General features: G+C 69.7%; 17 protein-coding genes. 9 read left to right on the top strand and 8 right to left on the bottom strand.

The annotated features are described in order from the left end of the window. Positions 1-2: 2 nt before the first annotated feature. Complete coding sequence (locus OHA64_RS08240) at positions 3-803, bottom strand: CPBP family intramembrane glutamic endopeptidase (protein WP_405610155.1); 801 nt, start codon at positions 801-803, stop codon at positions 3-5. A gap of 442 nt (positions 804-1,245) precedes the next feature. Beyond that, positions 1,246-2,763, bottom strand: a complete 1,518-nt coding sequence (locus OHA64_RS08245) for a glutamate-cysteine ligase family protein (RefSeq protein ID WP_405610157.1) — start codon at positions 2,761-2,763, stop codon at positions 1,246-1,248. A gap of 555 nt (positions 2,764-3,318) precedes the next feature. On the opposite strand from OHA64_RS08245, the gene OHA64_RS08250 reads away from it, so the two are divergent. The 3 genes from OHA64_RS08250 to OHA64_RS08260 all read left to right on the top strand — a co-directional run bounded on the left by OHA64_RS08250 (position 3,319) and on the right by OHA64_RS08260 (position 5,838). Further along, positions 3,319-3,903: a hypothetical protein gene (locus OHA64_RS08250; RefSeq protein WP_405610159.1), complete on the top strand. Its 585-nt coding sequence runs from the start codon at positions 3,319-3,321 to the stop codon at positions 3,901-3,903. Positions 3,904-4,319: 416 nt separating this feature from the next. Beyond that, positions 4,320-4,523, top strand: a complete 204-nt coding sequence (locus OHA64_RS08255; RefSeq protein WP_405610161.1) for a DUF5999 family protein — start codon at positions 4,320-4,322, stop codon at positions 4,521-4,523. A 265-nt stretch (positions 4,524-4,788) separates the two neighbouring features. Further along, a complete protein-coding gene (locus OHA64_RS08260) occupies positions 4,789-5,838 on the top strand; it encodes a LacI family DNA-binding transcriptional regulator (RefSeq protein WP_405610163.1) in 1,050 nt (349 codons plus the stop codon). A 67-nt stretch (positions 5,839-5,905) separates the two neighbouring features. On the opposite strand, the gene OHA64_RS08265 is transcribed toward OHA64_RS08260, so the two are convergent. The 4 genes from OHA64_RS08265 to OHA64_RS08280 all read right to left on the bottom strand — a co-directional run bounded on the left by OHA64_RS08265 (position 5,906) and on the right by OHA64_RS08280 (position 10,257). Next, on the bottom strand, positions 5,906-6,988 hold the full coding sequence (locus OHA64_RS08265) for an endo-1,4-beta-xylanase (protein WP_405610166.1): 1,083 nt from the start codon (positions 6,986-6,988) through the stop codon (positions 5,906-5,908). An 88-nt stretch (positions 6,989-7,076) separates the two neighbouring features. Further along, entirely contained in the window at positions 7,077-7,841 is a 765-nt protein-coding gene (locus OHA64_RS08270; RefSeq protein WP_405623900.1) for a carbohydrate ABC transporter permease, read from the bottom strand. A gap of 113 nt (positions 7,842-7,954) precedes the next feature. Then, positions 7,955-8,959 (bottom strand): carbohydrate ABC transporter permease, encoded by a 1,005-nt coding sequence (locus OHA64_RS08275; protein WP_405610169.1) that lies wholly within the window; start codon positions 8,957-8,959, stop codon positions 7,955-7,957. A 5-nt stretch (positions 8,960-8,964) separates the two neighbouring features. Beyond that, on the bottom strand, positions 8,965-10,257 hold the full coding sequence (locus OHA64_RS08280; protein WP_405623901.1) for an extracellular solute-binding protein: 1,293 nt from the start codon (positions 10,255-10,257) through the stop codon (positions 8,965-8,967). An 895-nt stretch (positions 10,258-11,152) separates the two neighbouring features. On the opposite strand from OHA64_RS08280, the gene OHA64_RS08285 reads away from it, so the two are divergent. After that, positions 11,153-13,105 (top strand): amino acid transporter, encoded by a 1,953-nt coding sequence (locus OHA64_RS08285; RefSeq protein ID WP_405610172.1) that lies wholly within the window; start codon positions 11,153-11,155, stop codon positions 13,103-13,105. 15 nt (positions 13,106-13,120) lie between these two features. On the opposite strand, the gene OHA64_RS08290 is transcribed toward OHA64_RS08285, so the two are convergent. Next, the gene (locus tag OHA64_RS08290) at positions 13,121-13,729 is read right to left on the bottom strand and encodes a DUF1707 domain-containing protein (RefSeq protein WP_405610175.1); all 609 of its coding nucleotides are present in this window, start codon (positions 13,727-13,729) and stop codon (positions 13,121-13,123) included. Positions 13,730-13,830: 101 nt separating this feature from the next. On the opposite strand from OHA64_RS08290, the gene OHA64_RS08295 reads away from it, so the two are divergent. The 5 genes from OHA64_RS08295 to OHA64_RS08315 all read left to right on the top strand — a co-directional run bounded on the left by OHA64_RS08295 (position 13,831) and on the right by OHA64_RS08315 (position 17,982). Beyond that, on the top strand, positions 13,831-14,226 hold the full coding sequence (locus OHA64_RS08295; RefSeq protein ID WP_405610178.1) for a molybdopterin-binding protein: 396 nt from the start codon (positions 13,831-13,833) through the stop codon (positions 14,224-14,226). 201 nt (positions 14,227-14,427) lie between these two features. Further along, entirely contained in the window at positions 14,428-15,258 is an 831-nt protein-coding gene (gene modA, locus OHA64_RS08300; protein ID WP_405623902.1) for a molybdate ABC transporter substrate-binding protein, read from the top strand. 101 nt (positions 15,259-15,359) lie between these two features. After that, entirely contained in the window at positions 15,360-16,214 is an 855-nt protein-coding gene (gene modB / locus OHA64_RS08305) for a molybdate ABC transporter permease subunit (RefSeq protein WP_405623903.1), read from the top strand. Positions 16,215-16,408: 194 nt separating this feature from the next. Beyond that, positions 16,409-17,494 (top strand): ABC transporter ATP-binding protein, encoded by a 1,086-nt coding sequence (locus tag OHA64_RS08310; protein ID WP_405610181.1) that lies wholly within the window; start codon positions 16,409-16,411, stop codon positions 17,492-17,494. Between the two features lie 68 nt (positions 17,495-17,562). Beyond that, on the top strand, positions 17,563-17,982 hold the full coding sequence (locus OHA64_RS08315) for a molybdopterin-binding protein (RefSeq protein WP_405610184.1): 420 nt from the start codon (positions 17,563-17,565) through the stop codon (positions 17,980-17,982). 113 nt (positions 17,983-18,095) lie between these two features. Here the strand turns inward: OHA64_RS08315 and gcvP are convergent, their stop codons facing one another. Further along, positions 18,096-20,981 carry an aminomethyl-transferring glycine dehydrogenase gene (gcvP, locus tag OHA64_RS08320; RefSeq protein ID WP_405610187.1) on the bottom strand — a complete coding sequence of 962 codons (2,886 nt, stop codon included), beginning with the start codon at positions 20,979-20,981 and terminating at the stop codon, positions 18,096-18,098. Between the last annotated feature and the right edge of the window lie 13 nt (positions 20,982-20,994).

Raw genomic sequence — 20,994 nt, forward strand, 5'->3', positions numbered from 1 at the left:
CCTCACCCCGTCGGCAGCCAGCCCACCTTCCCGGCCAGCAGGGCGTAGCCGACGAACGCGCCGATGTCGAGCAGGGAGTGCGCCACCACCAGTGGGCCCACCCGGCCCCAGCGGCGGTACAGGTACACGAACACCACGCCCATCACCATGTTGCCGATGAAGCCGCCGATGCCCTGGTAGAGGTGGTAGGAGCCGCGGAGCACGGAACTGGCCACCAGGGCCGTGCCCGGCGTCCAGCCCAACTGGCCCAGGCGGCGCAGGAGATAGCCGACGACGATGACCTCTTCGACGATCGCGTTCTGCATCGCCGACAGGATCAGCACCGGGTACTTCCACCACACGTCGGGCAGCGCCTCCGGCACCACCGTGAGGTTGAAGCCGAGACCGCGCGCGGCCAGGTAAAAGGCGATCCCGCTACCGCCGATCACCGCCGCGACCGCGGCCCCTCGGCCCAGGTCCGGCCATGGCCGCGTACGGTCGAAGCCGAGGGTTCTGAGGCCATGCCCCTCGCGCAGCAGCAAGTGCGCGACCAGCGCCACGGGCACCAGTGCCGAGGCGATCCCGAACAACTGCCAGGCGAGATCGAGCCAGGGACGACCCGGCGCGGCCGAGGCGTTGAGGGTGGCCGCCTGGTCCTTCAGACCTCCCGGTTTGGTGACCGATCCGACAAAGCTGATCAGCGCGGACACACCACTCGCACCGAGCGAGAGCCCCAGAACGAGCAGGGTCTCATCGCGGAAGATCCGTCGTGAGAGCCGCTCCGGGGGAAAAGAATCGGCCACCGGGCCCGCCTCCGACTGCACGCCTGCCTCCAGTTGAGTGTCTCCCGCCGCATCCCCACCGCCGCCCCACTGCGGCGCCCGCCCCCGACGGCGTACTTCCCTTTCCGTCTGCAGTACGGCCGGATTCCGGCACGTGACTCAGCAGGACGGCAGGGAGAGGCGCCACCGTCATGGGACGTCACAGCTTGCCTGATCAGTATGGGGCGGGCGGCAGCGACCCCCCGCGCGCACGCCCGCCGCCGGACGGCGGCCGGACGCGTACAAGGTCACGAACCGACTGTCGGCGGGCGAGAAGCCCGGCCGTGCGGTGAGTATGCCGAACTCGGACCCGTGGGCCTGACGCCGACAGCCGGCAGTGGCGCGGCCGATCTGCCCCGGTGGGCAGGTGTCGGTGGCCCCACGGCGTCACTGGGGTGGCCGCGGCAGACGTACGCCGGCCGGCCCCCGGACCGGCGTCTCGCCCTCAGCCCAGCGGCGCCGGCTCCGGCAGTCCCACCGGCCAGGCGTGCACCGGCTCACCTTCGTGCATCAGCTCACGGTACCGGCGGGTCGTGGCGGCCAGCGCCGCCTCCCTCGACAGCCCGCCCTCCATGGCCCGGTGGAAGGTCGCGGACTGCCAGGACGCGCCGTTCACCCGGCGCCGGCACCGCTCCTCGATCACCCCGAGATACAGGTCGCGGTCGGCGGGTTCAACCCCCCACGCCTCCAGCCCGGCCTCGGCGAGCGGCAGCAGTTCGTCGCGTACGAGGCTCACCGCGTCGATCTCTGTCGTACCGCCGTAGCGGCCGCGCCTGGGCCACGTGAAGCGGGCGTCGATGCCGTGCCGGCACGCGGCGTCGAAGTTGGCGGCGGCGTCCTCGAACGGCAGCCTGGTCCACACCGGCCGGGACTCCTCGGCAAGGGCGCGGACCACGCCGTAGTAGAAGGCCGCGTTGGCGATGACGTCGGTGATCGTGGGGCCGGCGGGCAGCACGCGGTTCTCGACGCGCAGGTGCGGGACCCCGTCGGCGATGCCGTAGACCGGGCGGTTCCAGCGGTAGACGGTGCCGTTGTGCAGGACGAGCTCGGCGAGTTTCGGGACACCGCCCCCGTCGACGACGGCGAGCGGGTCCTCCTCGTCGCAGATCGGCAGCAGGGCCGGGTAGTAGCGCAGGTTCTCCTCGAAGAGGTCGTAGGCGGAGGAGATCCACCGCTCACCGAACCAGGTGCGCGGGCGCACGCCCTGGGCCTGGAGTTCGGGCGGGCGGGTGTCGGTGGACTGCTGGAACAGCGGCGGGCGGGACTCTCGCCACAGTTCGCGGCCGAACAGGAACGGCGAGTTGGCGCCCACGGCGATCTGCGCGGCGGTGACGGCCTGGGCGGCGTTCCACACGTCGGCGAAGCGATCCGGGGTGACCTGGAGGTGGAGTTGTACGGAGGTGCAGGCGGCTTCGGGTGCGATGGACTTCGAGGTGCAGGTCAGACGCTCCACGCCGTCGATGTCGAGGGTGAAGTCCTCACCGCGGGCGGCCACGATCTGGTCGTTGAGCAGGGCGTAGCGGTCGACGTCGGAGAGGTTGGAGGAGACCAGGTCGTCCCGGTCCAGAGTCGGCAGAATGCCGATCATCACGATTCCGGCGTCGAGCTCGCCCGCTTTTCGGTCGGCATATGCCAGAGAAGTTCGGAGCTCTTCGGCGAGCTGGTCGAATACCCGCCCACCCAAACGGTGTGGGGCAATGTTGACTTCCAGGTTGAACATGGCGAGTTCTGTTTGGAAATCTCGACTTGCGATACGTTCGAGCACCTGCGCATTGAGCATTTTCGGCATGCCATCCGAACCCGTGAGATTCAATTCGATCTCGAGCCCCATGAGGTTCTTCGGGCGATCGAACCGCTTCTCGGCCAGGAGTCGCTCGAGTCCCGTCAGGCACTGACGGAGCTTGTCGCGGTAGCGCTGGCGATCGGACAGGTCGAACTGGCCTGCCACGACCTTCTCCCCCATCGAAGCGTCCCTCCTCGATTGGGCGGGCCGACGAGCCGGCCGCCGGTGTCCGGGTCAGGTGAGATGATGCCCAGCCAAGACGATCGATAACGTCCCGGACGGGCCTGACAGCCGCTACTCTTGCGGGATGTGACCGGTGGCACATTCGCCAGGCATGGTTACAGTGCAGTTTCGAGTTCCCTGAGAAACTCGTGAAAAACGCCGACGACAATGAGCCGTCCGCCGTCCGGGCATTTCCCGAGGTCACCGTCGTGCAGTCATCCGGGAATCGGGATGTTTCCCGCGAATCGCCGACCGGATGAGCCCTTGCCGTACTCCCGGGAAACAGCTAGATGAAACACCGTAGGAACATATGTCGTATAAACTCGCGAACAAGGCAGAAGGCTGGCGCCCGCGGCCCTCGACCCTGCCGTCAGGTGATGTGCGGCAGGCCTCAGCCCCGGTTTCACCGGACCGGGACCCCCGCCTCTCCTGCCTCGCGAGCTGACAGCGCCGTCCGCCACGCCACGCCCCGCCCTCGCGCCACTGTGCCTGTCGAATGAGAGGCGACCCACCATGCCGCTGAATGTCCCTCCGGCTCCCGCGCCAGCCCTTCGTTCCGTTCTCACCGCCCTCGGTTCTCCCACCGCGGTCCGCGAGGCCCGCACTCCCTCGCTGCTGCACGCCCAGGGAACTGTCACGCCCGAGCTGCCGCTACCCGTACACGTTCTGGAGGGGATCGACTCCGCGGGCGCCCCCGCCACCCGGCTGGCCGGCTGGCGTTTCCTGATCCGCTGCGGCGACCGCGCGGTCGCCGCGGCCGAGACCATGCTGACGCCCGACGGATGGGCGTTCTCCCGCTTCTTCGAAGGCCCGTACATCGCCTCCACCGAACAGGCGCTGCGCCAGGCGGAGAGCATCAAGCAGCCCTACCAGGCGCGCCTGCTGTCGATCCCCGGCCTCTACATGCTCACGCTCTGGCTGCACGGCGACTGCACCGCCGACGGCGCGACCGGTCACCCCGCCGCCGACGATCTGCTGGTCCCGCTGGCGCCCGCCCCGCCCGGCATCGCGGCCCACCGCCCGCACCGGGTGGCCGACCTGCTCCCGGTCCTCACCCATCGGGTGACTCCCGCACCACTGCTCAGCTCTCCCGCCTGACATTCCACGCCTCGGCGACCTTCGTACCCCGCCCCGAATTCCGGGTAGCGGGGTACGACGCCGTTTCCGGCCGCCGTCTGACGCGCGTACCGGGATTTCCAGCGACCTTTCGCTCGTACGAGCACTTTATGGCTCGTACGAGCCGGAACGGATCTCCGCCCCGTCCGGCCCATCCCCATCTGACTACTGCGAACCATCCGAAGTGACGGTGCAGTTGGAGTGAACCGTCCGGGCGAGTGATGCGTCATGAACCTGTGAGAAGCGGTGCCGCTAAATCCCTGCGGATTGACGTCCGTGGGGCAACACTGGGTTCGGACCGACTTATCCAACGGGGGGCGGCCATGAACGACGCTTCAAGCCGCGAGACTGACACCACGTCCATCTCATCCGTCACGACAGAGCGAAAGATCCCATCAATGTGCCAGCACCAGCCACCGTGCCCGACAGCCGACTCCGCCGACCGGGAATCCGCCCGCCTTGCGGCGCACCACCCGGAACAGGGATGGAGCCTGCTGTGCAACGGCGTCCTGCTCTTCGAGGACACCGGTGAGCTCCTGCCGGACGGCCGGGTCATCGCCCCGCACCGTCCGCTGGCCGGCCAGGTACTGAAAGTCGCCTGAGCCTGACCGGGCGGTCCACCGCGCCGCCCGGAGTACTTGAGGGGCCGGCTCGCAGCCTCGACTGCGCACCGGCCCCGATCCATGTCCGGGGTCGGTCACTCCCCGTAGCCCCTCGTGTGTGCTGCGGTCCCGCAGGTGCCGTCCCGCGCGCGTTGCGGGTGCGCTCTTCCCACGGCCCACCTCTTTCCGGAAGACTTCTGGAAGTTTCGTGGATCCGTCCGGTGCGCAGAGGGCCGACGGGGCCACCGTCGACGGAGGTGGGGAAGTGGCAGCAGGGGAGGCCGACGCCGAGACGGCGCCGCCGGCGCGGGGCAAGGTCACGATCACGGAGATCGCCCGGCAGGCCGGGGTCTCGGTGCCGACCGTGTCGCGGGTGGTCAACGGCCGGTCCGACGTCTCGCCGTCGACCCGAGCCCGGGTCGAGGACCTGCTGCAACGGCACGGCTACCGCAGGCGCCCCGCCGCCCCCGGCACCCGGGCCGCCCTGCTCGACCTCGTCTTCAACGACCTCGACTCCCCGTGGGCGGTGGAGATCATCCGGGGCGTCGAGGAGGTCGCCCACGCGGCCGGGGTGGGCACCGTGGTCTCCGCGATCCACGGGCGCACCGGCGACGCACGGGAGTGGCTGCGCAATCTGCGGGCCCGCGCCTCCGACGGCGTCATCCTGGTCACCTCGGCGCTGGAGCCGGTGCTGCACGAGGAACTGCGCATCCTCGGCGTCCCGCTGGTGGTCGTCGACCCGGCGGGTTCCCCCGCCCTCGACGTGCCGACCGTGGGCGCCGCCAACTGGGCGGGCGGCATGGCGGCCACCGAGCATCTGTTGTCGCTGGGGCACCGCAGGATCGGCCTGATCTCCGGCCCGCCCCGGCTGCTGTGCTCCCGGGCCCGCTTCGACGGCTACCGCGCGGCGCTGGAGGCCGCGGGCCTCGCGGTGGACGACTCTCTCGTCGTCCCCGGCGACTTCCGTCCGGAGTCCGGGTTCACCGGCTGCAACACGCTGCTGGACCTGTCCGAGCCGCCGACCGCGGTGTTCGCGGCCAGCGACCAGATGGCCCTCGGCGCGATCGAGGCGCTGCGTCGGCGGGGGTTCAGGGTGCCGGAGGACATGAGTGTGGTCGGTTTCGACGATCTTCCGGAAGTCCGGTGGTCGGCACCGCCGCTGACCACCGTGCGCCAGCCTCTCGCCGACATGGGCAAGCTGGCTGTCCGTACGGTGCTGCGGATGACCCGCGACGAACAGCCGGATTCCCCGAGGGTGGAGCTCGGCACCGAGCTGGTGGTCAGGGCCAGCACGGCACCGTTGACCGGGGCGTAGTGGTGGACGTTCCCGGGCACCCCCCCTCGCAGGCGCCCGGGAACGGGTTCCTGAGCCGGCGGTCGCCCTACTTCAGCGCCTTGCGGATCGCGAAGTACGCCGGTTTCGGCGCCAGTTGCTCGTCCCACGGCAGCGCCGCGCCCTGGCCCTCGAAGAACGCCGGGATCCACGAGTACTTGTCCGTGTAGTCCCACAGCGTGATTCCCACGCAACGGCGCACCGCGAGACAGTCCTCGGTCATGTCCCGGTACCACTCGGCCTGCGTGGCCAGCTTCGCCTCGTCCGCGGGCACGTACATGCGGATGTCGACCTCGGTGAGCGCGGTGTCCAGACGGAGCCGTGAGAAGCGGCGGAGGTTGTCCTCCAGGGTGGTCGGATACCCGTACTGGAGGGCGAGGTGCGCCTGGAGGCCGATGCCGTCGAGCGGGACGCCCTGGGCTTTCAGTTCCTGGGCCAGCTTGTAGTAGGCGTCGCTCTTCGGGCCGATCGCCTCGATGTTGTAGTCGTTGAGGTAGAGCTTGGCCTTCGGGTCGGCCTGGTGGGCCCAGCGAAGGGCGTCGGCGATGTAGCCGGGGCCGAGCGTGTTGTAGAAGACGGTCTCGCGGTAGGTGCCGTCCTCGTTGAACGCCTCGTTGACCACGTCCCAGGCGTAGATCTTGCCCCGGTAGTGGCGGACCTCCGTCTGGATGTGTTTCTTCAGGACGGCCCTGAGCTCGGGCGCCGTCCAGGTGCGGTCGGTGAGCCAGCCGGGCAGCTGGCTGTGCCAGACCAGGGTGTGGCCGCGCACCCGCTGGTGGTTGGCGCGGGCGAGGTTCACTATCTCGTCGCCCTTGGACCAGTCGAAGACGCCTTGCTGGGGTTCGGTGGCGTACCACTTCATGCCGTTGCCGGGCGTGATCATGTCGAACTCGCTGCCGAGGACGGCCTTGTACGGCTCGTCGGTGAGCTCGGGATTGTCGGTGGCGCTGCCGAAGTAGCGGCCGTGGCGCTGGGCGAGGTCAGCGAGGGTCGGCTGCTTGGCGTGCTGCCTGCCGTGCTGTTCGCCGGCCTGGGCCGCCGGGCCGGTGGCGATCCCCGCCGCGACCAGGAGGGCCGCGAGGGAACCGGCGAGTCTGAGTCGGGTGCGGGAGCGAGTGGTCGTACTGCGCATGGTGCGACTCCTCACGTGCGGATGGAGTGCCCCGGATCGAGGGAGGTCCAGGGCTGGGGAGGGTGAGCCGTACGGCCGCGGATGCCGGTCATCCCTTCGTGGCACCCGCGGCGAGGCCGCCGACGAGCTGGCGCTCGGCGACCGAGTAGAAGGCGAGGGCGGGGACCATGGCGAGCACCAGGTAGGCGAAGACCTTGGCGTAGTCCGCGGAGTACTGCCCCTGGAACTGCTGCACGCCGATCGGGATGGTCCACCAGGTGGAGTCGGTGAACACCAGCAGCGGCAGGAAGAAGTTGTTCCAGCTGGCGACCACGGCGAGGACCGAGACGGTGCCGAGCGCGGGCCGGGCCATGGGCAGCAGGATCCGCCAGAAGAACCCGAACGGGCTGCACCCGTCGAGCGTGGCCGCCTCCTCCAGCTCGCCGGGGATCTGCCGGAAGAACCCTCGCAGGATGATGATCGTCATCGGCAGCCCGAACGCGGCCTGCGGCAGGATCACGCCCAGCGGGTTGTCCAGCAGGCCCAGGGAGCGCAGCAGCAGGAACAGCGGCAGGGCCGCCACCGCGAAGGGGAACATCAGCCCCATCGTGAACAGCGTGAACAGCAGCTCCCGTCCGCGGAAGGCGAACCGGGCGAAGGAGAAGGCGGCGAGCGCGGAGACCGCGACGACGATGACGGTCGTCCCGATCGCGATGAGCGTGCTGCTGCCGACCAGCTGCCAGAACGAGCCCGAGCCGAGGATGCCGGTGTAGTTGGAGGTCACCCACGGGTCGGGCAGCCCGATCGGGTTGCGGGAGAGCTGGTCGGTGGACTTGAAGCCGGAGATGATCGCGTAGAGCAGCGGTACGGCCATCACGGCACCGACCGTGACGAGCACGGCGTGGACCGGGAGCGTCTTCCCGCGGGGCTTCCTCGTGGGCGCCTTCCGCGGCGGTGAATTCCGTGTCGGCGCCTTCTGGGTGAGGGTCACTTCCCGCCTCCTCGCATGGTCGTGGTGGCCCCTTCCAGGTCGCGGCGGAGCACGAACCGCTGGTAGGCGAGGGCGAAGACGAGGCTGATGCCGAACATGACCACGCTGATCGCGCTGGCGTAGCCGACCTGGTAGCGCTTGAAGCCGTACTGGAACATGGTCACGGCCATGGTCTCGGAGTGGTGGTCGGGGCCGCCCTGCGTGATCACCCACACCAGGTCGAAGAGCTGGATCGCGCCGATGACGGCCAGGAACACGCTGATACGCAGGGTCGGCGCGAGCAGCGGCAGGGTGACGTTGCGGAAGCGCTGCCAGGCGCTGGCGCCGTCGATGAGTGCCGCCTCGGTCAACTCGGCCGGGATGGACTGCAGTCCGGCCAGGTAGAGCATCATGTGGAAGCCGAAGTACTTCCAGGTCATGACGAGGAAGAGGGTCGCCATCACGGTGGAGGGGTCGGCGAACCAGGTGCTGCCGAGCCCGTCCAGGCCCACGCTGCCCAGGACCTGGTCGGCGAGACCGTCGTCCGGGGCGAAGATCATGCTGAACAGCACGCCGGTGATGGCCTCGGACAGGATGTACGGCGCGAAGAACAGCATCCGGTAGACCGCCCGGCCCCGCAGCCGCTGGTTCAGCAACACCGCCATGCCGAGCGCGAACGGCAGTTGGAGGGCCAGCGACAGCAGGATCAGGACCAGAGAGCGCCACAGGTCGCCCAGGAACACCGGGTCGTCGAAGAGCCGGTCGAAGTTGTCGAGGCCGACGTAGTCGGAGGGCATGCCGAAGCCGCCCCACCGGAAGAACGCCGCGTACAGCGCGAACAGCATCGGCAGCAGCACGAGCCCGATGAACAGCACCAGGGCGGGGATCTGGAAGGCCGTCGCGGTGAGCCAGTGGAGCACGCGCCGCCGGGCCCGCCCCCGGGCCGCGCCCGCGGCCGGGGGCGGGAGATCGACGTCGGGGCCGGTCCGCTTGTCCGGAAGGATGGGGGTTGTGGAGGACACGTCGGCTACTGCTCTTCCTTCGTGGCCTGCGTGATCGACTGGGCGACCTGCCCGGGGGACTTGGAGCCGGCGATGAGCGCGGCCACGCTGTCGTTGACCTCCTGGCCAACGGCGGGGGCGTACGCCTGGTCGAGGTAGAGCTGGAAGCCGGTGGCGCTGTTCAACTGCGCCTGTACGGCCTTGAAGTTGGGGTCGGTGATGGCGCTCTCGGCCCCCGGCACGACCGGCAGCACATTTGTCTTCTTGACCAGTTCCAGGTCGGTCGGCTCGGAGGCGAAGAACTTCAGGAAGTCGACGGCCGCCTGCGGGGCGCCCCTGCGCAGCGCGTGCCCGCCGCCCCCGCCGAATACCTCGGTGATGGTGCCCTTGCCGCCCGCCACCGCGGGGAAGGGGAAGAAGCCGAGGTCGTCCCCGAGGCCCTTGCCCGCGTCTTCCTGCACCGAAGGAGCCCACTGGCCCATGAGTTCCATCGCCGCCTTGCCGTTGCCGACGGCTGCGGCCTGCCCGGTGGGACTGGAGTAGGCGGCGTTGAGGAACCCCTTCTGGAAGGGCTGGAGGTCCACGAGTTCCTTGAGGTGCTCGCCGGCCGCGACGAAGTCGGCTCCGGTGAAGTCCTTGTCGTCGTAGGCCTTCTGCAGGGCCTCGGCGCCCGCGGTGCGCATGGCGAGGTAGGCCCAGTAGTACATGCCGGGCCACTTCTCCTTGCCCGCGAGACCGATGGGGGTGACGCCCTTGGCCTTGAGCTTGCCGACGGCGTCCAGGAAGTCGCTCCAGGTCGTCGGCGGCGTGCTGACCCCTGCCTGCTTGAACAGCGCCTTGTTGTACCAGAAGCCGATCATGCCGATGTCGAACGGAATGCCGTACACCTTGTCGTCGAGCAGGTACGGCGCCTTCGCGGCCTTCAGCAGACCGTCGGCCCACGGCTTGGTCCGGTCGGTGAGGTCCTCGATCAGCCCGGCGTCGACCTGCTGCTTCAGGACACCTCCGCCCCAGGTGTGGAAGATGTCGGGCAGCTTCCCGGAAGCGGTCAGCGCCGTCATCTTCGACTTGTAGGCGTCGTTCTCCAACTGGACGATCTTTATCTTGACCTTGGGGTTCTGGGCCTCGAACTTCTTGGCCAGAGCTGCCCAGACGCCCTTCGCCGGTTCGATGGTGGAGATGTTCCACCACTCGATGGTGGTCGTCCCGGACGATCCTCCGTCCGAGTCGCCGCCGCAGCCGCTCAGTGCCGTCACGCTCACACCGGCCGCGGCGGAGGCCGCCAGGAAGCCGCGGCGGGACAGTGCCGGGTCGCCCATCATGCGCTCCTTGGGTACGGGAGGGCGCGTCCACGCCCACCCTTGGACCGAAAGTTTCGGAGATAATTCAGAAAGGTTCGTTGATGCCGCACCCTAGAGACAGCTGCCAAACGGTGGCAACCCCTTGTACGCGGGGAATCTTGGCGGAAGCCCTCGTCAACTCGCCCCGGAAAGCCGCCGGTTCACGAGCCGGCTGCGTGCAGGCGAACCTGGCGGGCGGCCGACGTCGGGGGCCGCGCGCGCACCGGGTCGACGCGCGGCCGGTCGTCCGCCCACTCCACTGGGACGGGAGGCCTCCCGGTCGAGCCGCCGGAAGGAGAGGCGGGTTGCCGGGTGCCGGTTCGTAGCGCTTCGCGGGGAGCGACGGGAGCGCGGGCGGCGATCGAGACGCTGCCACCGCGCGCGGAACCGCAGTCAGCGAGGATCAGACCGGTGCGGTGGAGATGCGGCGCCTCGGGGCAACGGCCTACGGGTCCGGGCCACACCGGAGCGGCCACTCCAGCGCCTGGCCCGGCGCGGGGTCGTCGCGATGCCCTTGCGTGCCACCCGGACTCCGTACGTCCGCGTGCGCGCCAGTCCCATCGAGCGCCGCGATGGTGCGAAACTTTCGGATGATTCGGCGAACGTTACGGAGTCGCACTGCAGGCGGCCTCGACGACCGCGCGAGACGCGGTGAGGGCACGCGGGGACGGCCTTCAGCCGACCCCGGGCAAGATCAAGCCCTGCCGCCCGCCCCGCCGGCCTCAAGACGCCCGCCCCGCCAGTCTTAACGGAAGCTTGACGCCCTCGGCGTCCCCATCCGTGGGCCCGGATGTCACTGTCTGCTTACGCTGGTCCCGTCGTATACGTGATGGCCGGAATTAGACGCTGAGCCGCACCTCAGGAGCACCCTCACATGGCCACCACCGAACACCCTCCTCCCAGCCGTCTGCGCACGTGGATGCTGGAGGGGCTGTCCGACATGGGAAAGGGCGGCGGCCACCAGGGACCACACGCCGAACCGGAACCCGCACACAAGGGCCAGCGCTGGTGGCGGGTCATGTGTCTGACCGGTGTCGACTACTTCTCCACCCTCGGTTACCAGCCAGGCATCGCGGCCCTCGCCGCCGGCCTGCTGTCACCCGTAGCGACCATCGTGCTGGTGATCGTCACCCTCGCCGGCGCTCTGCCCGTGTACCGGCGAGTGGCCGAGGAGAGCCCGCGCGGCGAGGGTTCGATCGCGATGCTGGAGCGGCTGCTGTCCTTCTGGAAGGGCAAGCTCTTCGTCCTGACCCTGCTCGGCTTCGCCGCCACCGACTTCCTGATCACCATCACCCTCTCCGCGGCGGACGCCTCGACCCACCTGATCGAGAATCCGCACCTGACGAGCACCCTGCACGACCAGAAGATGCTGATCACCCTCGTCCTCGTGGCGCTGCTCGGCGCGGTGTTCCTGAAGGGCTTCCTGGAGGCGATCGGTGTCGCGGTCACCCTCGTCGGCATCTACCTCTCGCTGAACCTCGTCGTCGTGTTCGTCGGCCTGTGGCACGTGATCACCGCGGGCCACGTCGTCACCGACTGGTCCAGCGCCCTGACCGCGGAGCACGGCAACGTCTTCGCCATGGTCGGCGTGGCCTTGCTCGTCTTCCCCAAACTCGCCCTCGGTCTCTCCGGCTTCGAGACCGGGGTGGCCGTCATGCCGCACGTACAGGGCGACCCCGACGACACCGACGAACGGCCGAGCGGACGGATCCGGGACACGAAGAAGCTGCTCACCACCGCCGCCCTCATCATGAGCGGCTTCCTGATCGCCACCAGCTTCATCACCACCCTGCTGATCCCGGAGAAGGAGTTCGAGCCGGGCGGAGCGGCCAACGGACGCGCGCTGGCCTACCTCGCGCACGACTACCTGGGCAACGCCTTCGGCACGGTCTACGACGTCTCGACCATCGCCATCCTCTGGTTCGCCGGCGCCTCCGCGATGGCCGGACTGCTCAACCTGATGCCCCGCTATCTGCCCCGCTACGGCATGGCTCCGCACTGGGCCCGCGCGGTGCGTCCCATGGTCATCGTCTTCACCCTGATCGCCTTCCTGGTCACCTGGATCTTCGACGCGGACGTCGACGCGCAGGGCGGCGCCTACGCCACCGGTGTGCTGGTCCTGATCAGCTCCGCCGCGATCGCGGTCACCATCGCCGCACGCAAGGCCGGCCAGCGGAATTGGACCGTCGCCTTCGCGGTGATCTCGGCGGTCTTCCTCTACACGACCGTCATGAACGTCATCGAGCGCCCCGACGGCGTGAAGATCGGCGCCTGCTTCATCGCCGGCATCATCCTGGTCTCCCTGTTGTCCCGGCTGGCCCGTGCCTTCGAGCTCCGCGTGACCAGCGTGACGCTCGACCGCATGGCGGAGCGTTTCGTCCGTGACATGGCAAGCCGCAAAATACGGTTCATCGCCAACGAGCCGGACCGGCGGGACAAGGCCGAGTACCGCGACAAGATCGAGCAGATCCGGCAGGACAACGACATCCCCGGGGAGGACTTCGTCTTCGTCGAGGTCACGGTCGTCGACCCGTCAGAGTTCGAGGCGGGCCTGACGGTACGCGGCGAGGTTCTGCACAACCGGTACCGCGTCCTGACGCTGGAGTCCTCCTCCATACCGAACGCCCTGGCCGCGCTGCTCCTGCACATCCGCGACGCGACCAGGTGCACCCCGCACATCTACTTCGAGTGGACCGAGGGCAACCCCTTCGCCAACTTCCTGCGTTTCTTCCTCTTCGGCCAGGGCGAGGTCGCCCCGGTCACCCGAGAGGTCCTCCGGGAGGCCGAACCGGACCGCGCACGACGTCCGCGGGTCCACACGGGCTGAGGAGTCCTTACTCCGCTACCTCCCGAACCTTCCCGGCGGACGCACCACGACCTGCCCGTAGTGCAGCTCGCCGGCCACCTCCACACGCAACACCACAGACGTCTCCGGCGCAGCCGACCGCCGCGCCTTGATCTTGGCGTAGTGGGTCACCAGGTCGTCCGTGTCCACGACGACGCCCGGGCGCGTCAGCAGTTTCAGGGAGCCGCCACGTATGTCGAGGTCGAGGCGCAGCCTGTCGTGTGTGATCACGGCCTGGGTGAAGTCGAGTACCACCTCGCCCCACATGGAACGGATCTCCATCCGCCGCGGCACCACCCAGCCCTCGCCGCGCCGCGTGGAGGCACCCTCCTGTTCGATCCGCACCAGGTCCTTGACCTCGGCCGCGCCCCGACTCGCCGACGTCACGGTCGGCAGATCCGCCGTCAGATCGGCCAGCTCCCCCATCGTGCGCGCGGTCAGCGCGGCCCCCACCCTCTCGTCGAGTTCCTCCGCGGTCAGCCGCCCGTCCCCAGCGGCGACCCGCAGCACGTCCACGACCTGGTCGCGGTCTTCGTGCGAGGCCCTCAGCCCGAGCTCCGTGGCGACACCAGGCAGCCCGCTGTCCCGTGATGGCCCACCCGCCATGCGCCTCATCCCCTTCACCGTCACACTAAAGCTATATCGCGTTATACCCAACGGCCAACCCCCCACCCGCGGTTCCTGGTCGGCGCCCTATCGTGACCGGCATGCAGTCCTACACAATCGGCCAGGCAGCGCGACTGCTCGGCGTGAGCCCCGACACCGCGCGACGCTGGGCGGACGCCGGCCGGGTGGCCACCCACCGCGACGACAGTGGCAGGCGGCTCGTCGACGGACGGGACCTTGCCGCCTTCTCGGTGGAACTCGCCAAGACCGGGAGCAGCGAGGAGGACACGCCGTACACCTCCGCCCGCAACGCCTTCCCCGGCATCGTCACCGCGATCAAGCTCGGCGATGTCGCCGCCCAGGTCGAGATCCAGGCCGGCCCGCACCGACTCGTGTCCCTCCTGACCCGGGAGGCGGTCGAGGAACTCGGTCTGGAGGTCGGCATGGAGGCCACGGCTCGCGTGAAGTCGACGAACGTACACATCGACCGCGTCTGATCCACCGGACGACACACTCCGACGCATTCCGACGCATTCCGACGCATTCCAGCGAAACGCACATGCGCGCCTTCAGCGCCGCATACGCCAGCGCATGCGGCGCACCAGGAGCCTTACCCCTCGCACATGCGGAAGTATGATCGGCGCATCGGAAGGGTCCGATGGGCTCTTCTCCAGGCAGACCGAGGGAGTGGACCCGTGATGACCCGTTCCGTGCGCCGGACCCGCCGTACGCTGCAGGTGGCCGGTGCGGGAGTGGCCGCGCTGCTGGCGCTGTCCGCCTGCTCCTCGTCCGACTCCGACTCGGCCTCGGGCGCGCCGGGCTCCGACTCCTCGGCGTCCGCGTCGTCGAAGTTGTCCGGCGAGGTGACCGTCTTCGCCGCCGCCTCGCTCAAGGAGAGCTTCACGACGCTGGGCAGGCAGTTCGAGAAGGATCACCCGGGCACGAAGGTCACCTTCAACTTCGGCGGCAGCGACACCCTCGCCGCGAGCATCACCAGCGGCGCACCGGCCGACGTCTTCGCCTCCGCCAGCCCGAAGACGATGGCCGTCGTCACCGACGCGAAGGACGCCACCGGCACCCCGAGCACCTTCGTCCGCAACCAGCTGGAGATCGCCACCCTTCCGGGCAACCCCGACAAGATCGCCACCTTGAAGGACCTCACCGACACGAAGCTGAAGGTCGTCCTGTGCGACAAGGAGGTGCCGTGCGGCGCCGCCGCCCAGAAGGCACTGGACGCCGCCAAGCTCAAGCTCACCCCGGTCTCCTACGAGCAGGACGTCAAGGCCGCCCTGACCAAGGTCGAGCTGAAGGAGGCCGACGCCGCCGTGGTCTACAAGACCGACGTGCACGCGGCGGGCGACAAGGTGCGGGGGGTGGACTTCCCCGAGTCGGCCGACGCCATCAACGACTACCCGATCACCCTTCTCAAGAACTCCCAGAACCCCGGAACGGCGAAGGCGTTCATCGATCTGGTCAACTCCGCCGAAGGCCAGAAGGTCCTGACCGAGGCGGGGTTCCTCAAGCCGTGACCGGCCCGGACCAGGCGACGCCCGACGCCACCGGACCCGGCAGGACCACCCTTGGTCCCAGCGGGTCCGGCGAGGCCCGGCCCACCCTCGCGGCCGTCACTTTGCGAGGCGGCTCACGGCGTAAACGTGCCCTCCGGTCCCGAAGCGGCCACGACGCACCCCGGCGTCACCGAGGGGGCCGCGGCGTCCCGCTGCCTCTCCTCCTCCCCGCCCTGGCGGGTCTGGCGTTTCTGCTCCTCCCCCTGATCGCCCTGCTGGTACGTGCCCCGTGGCGCACCCTCCCCGAGCAGCTGACCAGCGTCGAGGTGTGGCAGGCCCTGCGCCTGTCAATGGTGTGTGCCACGGCGGCGACCGCGCTGAGCCTGGTCATCGGCGTCCCGTTGGCCTGGCTGCTGGCCCGCACCGACTTCCCCGGACGTGGTCTGGTCCGTGCCCTGGTCACCCTGCCCCTCGTGCTGCCCCCGGTGGTCGGCGGTGTGGCCCTGCTGCTCGCCCTCGGCCGCAACGGAGTCGTGGGCCAGTGGCTGGACTCCTGGTTCGGCATCACACTCCCGTTCACCACGACGGGCGTCGTCCTCGCGGAGACGTTCGTGGCGATGCCGTTCCTCGTCATCAGCGTCGAGGGCACCCTGCGGGCCGCCGACCCCCGCTACGAGGAGGCGGCCACCACCCTCGGTGCCTCCCGCTTCACCGCGTTCCGCCGGGTCACCCTCCCGCTGATCGCGCCGGGCATCGCGGCGGGCTCGGTGCTGGCCTGGGCGCGGGCGCTGGGCGAGTTCGGGGCGACGATCACCTTCGCCGGCAACTTCCCTGGCCGTACCCAGACCATGCCGCTGGCGGTCTACCTGGCCCTGCAGAACGACCCGGCGGCCGCGATCGCCCTCAGCCTGGTCCTGCTGGCGGTCTCCATCGCCGTACTGGCGGGCCTGCGGGACCGCTGGATGACCACATCCTGAGCCGATGCCGAACTCCCCCAAGCCCCCGCCACCGACGCTGAGGAAATGCCCCGACGCCCGCCCACCAGCCCACCACCCCCGAGCCGAAGACACTGCAAACCGAGTGGCACCACCGCAGAACAAAGCCCCACCACCCTGGCGCCACCCCACGGCCCCACCCCACCCGCTCCCAAGACCCGAGCTGGACGCCCCTCATGACCGACGCCACCGCAGCCGCCCCCGTCACCGAGGACGGACGTGAGCCGGGCCTCGACTCCCGTCTCGTCGTCGAACGCGGAACGTTCCGGCTGGACGTCACCCTCACCGCGGCCCCCGGTGACGTCGTCGCCCTGCTCGGTCCGAACGGCGCCGGCAAGACCACCGCCCTGCGTGCCCTCGCCGGTCTCGTCCCGCTCACGGGCGGCCATCTGCGCCTCGACGGCGCCGCGATGGACCGTACGCCGCCCGAGTCCCGCCCGGTCGGCGTGGTCTTCCAGGACTACCTGCTCTTCCCGCACCTGTCCGCGCTCGACAACGTGGCCTTCGGTCCGCGCTGTCAGGGCGCCACCAAAGCGGAGGCCCGTGCTGAGGCCGCCGAGTGGCTGGACCGCATGGGCCTCACCGAACACGCCGCCGCCAAGCCCCGCAAGCTCTCCGGCGGTCAGGCCCAGCGCGTCGCCGTCGCCCGCGCCCTGGCCACTCACCCTCGCCTGCTCCTTCTCGACGAGCCCCTCGCCGCCCTGGACGCCCGCACCCGCCTGGAGGTTCGCGCCCAACTCCGCCGTCACCTGGCCGAGTTCGAGGCTGTCGCCGTACTGGTCACCCACGACCCGCTGGACGCCATGGTGCTCGCCGACCGACTCGTCGTCGTCGAGCACGGCCGGGTCGTCCAGGAAGGCACTCCCGCCGACATAGCCCGCCATCCTCGTACGGACTACATCGCGCAGCTGGTCGGCCTGAACCTCTACAAGGGGCAGTCCGAAGGCCACACGGTCCGTCTCGACGCCGGCTGTGCCCTCACCACCACCGAAGTCCTCGTCGGCCCGGTGTTCGTCGCGTTCCCACCGAGCGCCGTCACCCTCTACCGGGACAAACCCACAGGGTCCAGCGCCCGCAATCTCTGGCGCTGCGAAGTGGCGGGCCTGGAGACCCACGGCGACCAGATCCGCGCGGACCTCACCGGTGAACTCCCCCTCACCGCCGACCTCACCACGGTTGCCGCGGCCGAACTCGACCTGCACCCCGGGGCATCGGTCTGGGCGACCGTCAAGGCAACGCAAACACACGCATACCCGGCATAAGGCATCGGGACGGCTACGGTGGGAGACCTCGGACACCCCCACCCCAGCCACCCCCAGTGAGGCCTCCCATGAGCCTGAGCATCCGCAACCAGCTCTCCGGCATCGTCACCGCCAGCACGCCGGGAGAGGTGATGGCCACGGTCAAGGTCCGCCTCACCGGCGGCCAGAACCTCACCGCGGCGATCACCCTGGAGGCCGCCGAGGACCTGGGCCTCGCCGCGGGAACAGCCGTACGCGCCCTGGTGAAGTCGACCGAGGTGTCCCTCGCCACCGCACCGGTCGACGGCCTGTCCATCCGCAACCAACTGCCCGGCACGATCAGCGACATCGCGACCGGCGGCGCCATGGCCGCCGTCAGGATCGGCATCGAGGGCGCCGACCTGACCGCGGTGATCACCATGGACGCCGTCACGGAACTCGGCCTCACGACCGGCATCCCGGTCGTCGCCCTGATCAAGTCGACCGAGGTCTCCCTGGCAACCGCGTGACTGGCACCACCCGCGTCGCACCGCACGCCCCATGACCGACGCGGAAGGGCTCCGTGACACGGAAGGGCTCCGCCCGGTGCCGACCGGACTGAGCCCTTGCCGTCTACGTCAGATCAGTCCTCGTACGCGTCCAGCGGCGGGCAGGAGCAGACCAGGTTCCGGTCGCCGAAGGCCTGGTCGATGCGGCGCACCGGCGGCCAGTACTTGTCCGCCACCGCCACACCGGCCGGAAAGACGGCCTCCTCACGCGTGTACGCGTGTTCCCACTCCCCGCCGAGCGTGCCCGCGGTGTGCGGCGCGTTCCGCAGCGGGTTGTCGTCCGCGGGCCACTCGCCCGAGCCGACCTTCTCGATCTCCGCACGTATGGCGATCATCGCCTCACAGAACCGGTCGAGTTCGATCAGGTCCTCGGACTCGGTCGGCTCGATCATCAGCGTCCCCGCCACCGGGAACGACATCGTCGGCGCGTGGAACCCGTAGTCGATGAGCCGCTTGGCGACGTCGTCGACGCTCACACCGGTCGCCTTGGTCAGGGGCCGCAGGTCGATGATGCACTCGTGCGCGACCAGCCCGGCCGGGCCGGTGTAGAGCACCGGGAAGTGCGGTTCCAGCCGCTTGGCGATGTAGTTCGCGGAGAGCACCGCCACCTGCGTGGCCCGCCTGAGTCCTTCACCGCCCATGAGCCGCACATACGCCCACGAGATGGGCAGGATCCCGGCGGATCCCCAGGGAGCGGCCGAGATCGGTCCGACACCGGTCTCCGGCCCGGCCGCGGGCTGCAGCGGGTGGTTCGGCAGATACGGCGCCAGGTGCGCGCGCACCCCCACCGGCCCGACGCCCGGACCGCCGCCGCCGTGCGGGATGCAGAAGGTCTTGTGCAGGTTCAGGTGCGAGACGTCCCCGCCGAAGTGCCCCGGCTTGGCCAGCCCCACCAGGGCGTTGAGGTTGGCACCGTCGACATACACCTGACCGCCGGCCTCGTGCACCTGCGCGCAGATGTCCGCGACATGCTCCTCGAACACACCGTGCGTGGAGGGGTACGTGATCATCAGCACCGCCAGCTCGTCGCGGTGCTGCTCGATCTTCGCCCGCAGGTCCTCGACGTCGATCTCGCCGTCCTCGGCGGTCTTCACCACCACGACCTTCATCCCGGCCATCACGGCACTGGCGGCGTTGGTGCCGTGCGCCGACGACGGGATCAGGCACACGGTCCGCTGCTCGTCACCGTTGGCCCGGTGATATCCGCGTACGGCGAGCAGTCCCGCCAACTCGCCCTGCGAACCGGCGTTGGGCTGCAGCGACACCTTGTCGTACCCGGTGACCTCGGCGAGACGCTCCTCCAGCTCGCGGATCAGCACGAGGTAGCCCTCGGCCTGCTCGGCGGGCGCGAAGGGGTGCAGCTGACCGAACTCGGACCAGGTGACCGGCTCCATCTCGGTGGTCGCGTTGAGCTTCATGGTGCAGGAACCCAGCGGGATCATGCCGCGGTCGAGTGCGTAGTCCCGGTCGGCCAGCCGACGCAGGTAGCGAAGCATCGCGGTCTCGGAGCGGTGCTGGTGGAAGACCGGGTGAGTGAGGTAGTCGTCGGTGCGCAGCAGCGCGGCCGGAAGGGAGTCGTCGGTGGCCGCGTCCAGCGCCTCGATGTCGCCTTCGACCCCGAACGCGGCCCACACGGCGGCCAGTTGGGCTCGCGCGGTGGTCTCGTCGCACGCGATCGACACCAGGTCGGCGTCCACGAGCCACAGGTTGACGCCGTTCTCGCGCGCGGCCGCGACGACCTCGGCGGCCCGTGAGGGCACCCGGGCGGTCAGCGTGTCGAAGTACGAGCCGTGCACCACCTCGACCCCGCCGGCCGTAAGCCCCGCGGCGAGGATCGTGGCGTATCGGTGGGTGCGCCGCGCGATCCCCTTGAGGCCCTCGGGCCCGTGGTAGACGGCGTACATGCCGGCCATCACGGCGAGCAGCACCTGCGCGGTGCAGATGTTGCTGGTCGCCTTCTCGCGCCGGATGTGCTGCTCCCGCGTCTGCAGGGCGAGCCGATAGGCCTTGTTCCCGTCGGCGTCGACGGACACTCCGACGAGCCGCCCGGGCAGGCTGCGCGCGAACTTCTCTCGCACCGCCATGTATCCGGCGTGCGGCCCGCCGAAGCCCATCGGCACACCGAACCGCTGGGTCGTCCCGACGGCGATGTCCGCACCGAGCTCCCCCGGGGACTTCAGCAGCGTCAGCGCCAGCAGATCGGCGGCGACCGTCACGAGCGCACCGAGTTCGTGGGCCTGCTCGACGAGCGGCTCGATGTCGCGTACGGCACCGGAGGCGCCCGGGTACTGGATCAGCACGCCGTTGATCTCACGCCCGGCGATCTCGGCCGGAATGCCGTCACCGAGGTCCGCGACGACGACCTCGACGCCGGTCGGCTCGGCCCGCGTCCGGATCACGGCGACGGTCTGCGGCAGCGTGTCCGCGTCGACCAGGAAGAGGCCCTTCTTGTTCTTGCCCATGCGCCGCGACAGCGCCAGCGCCTCGGCCGCCGCGGTGCCCTCGTCGAGCAGCGAGGCACCGGAGGTCGGCAGCCCGGTGAGCTCGGCGACCATGGTCTGGAAGTTCAGCAGCGCCTCCAGGCGCCCCTGGGAGATCTCGGGCTGGTAGGGCGTGTAGGCCGTGTACCAGGCCGGATTCTCCATCACGTTGCGCAGGATGACGGGCGGCGTGAAGGTCCCGTAGTACCCGAGGCCGACCATGGAGTCGAGAACCTGGTTTCGGTCGGCCAGCGAACGCAGCTCGGCCAGCACCTCGGCCTCGGTACGCGCACCCGGCAGATCGAGCGCCTCGGCGTTCTTGATCACGTCCGGCACGGCGGCGGCGGTGAGCTCGTCCAGCGAGCCATACCCGACCTGGGCGAGCATCTTCGCCCGCGCTTCCTGGTCAGGCCCGATGTGGCGCTGTTCGAACGGAATTCCCTGCTCCAGCTCGGAGAGCGGACTGCGATGGGCGGTCATTGCGGAGGCCTCC

It is taken from the genome of Streptomyces sp. NBC_00076, from assembly GCF_045041235.1.
Taxonomy (GTDB): Bacteria; Actinomycetota; Actinomycetes; order Streptomycetales; family Streptomycetaceae; genus Streptomyces.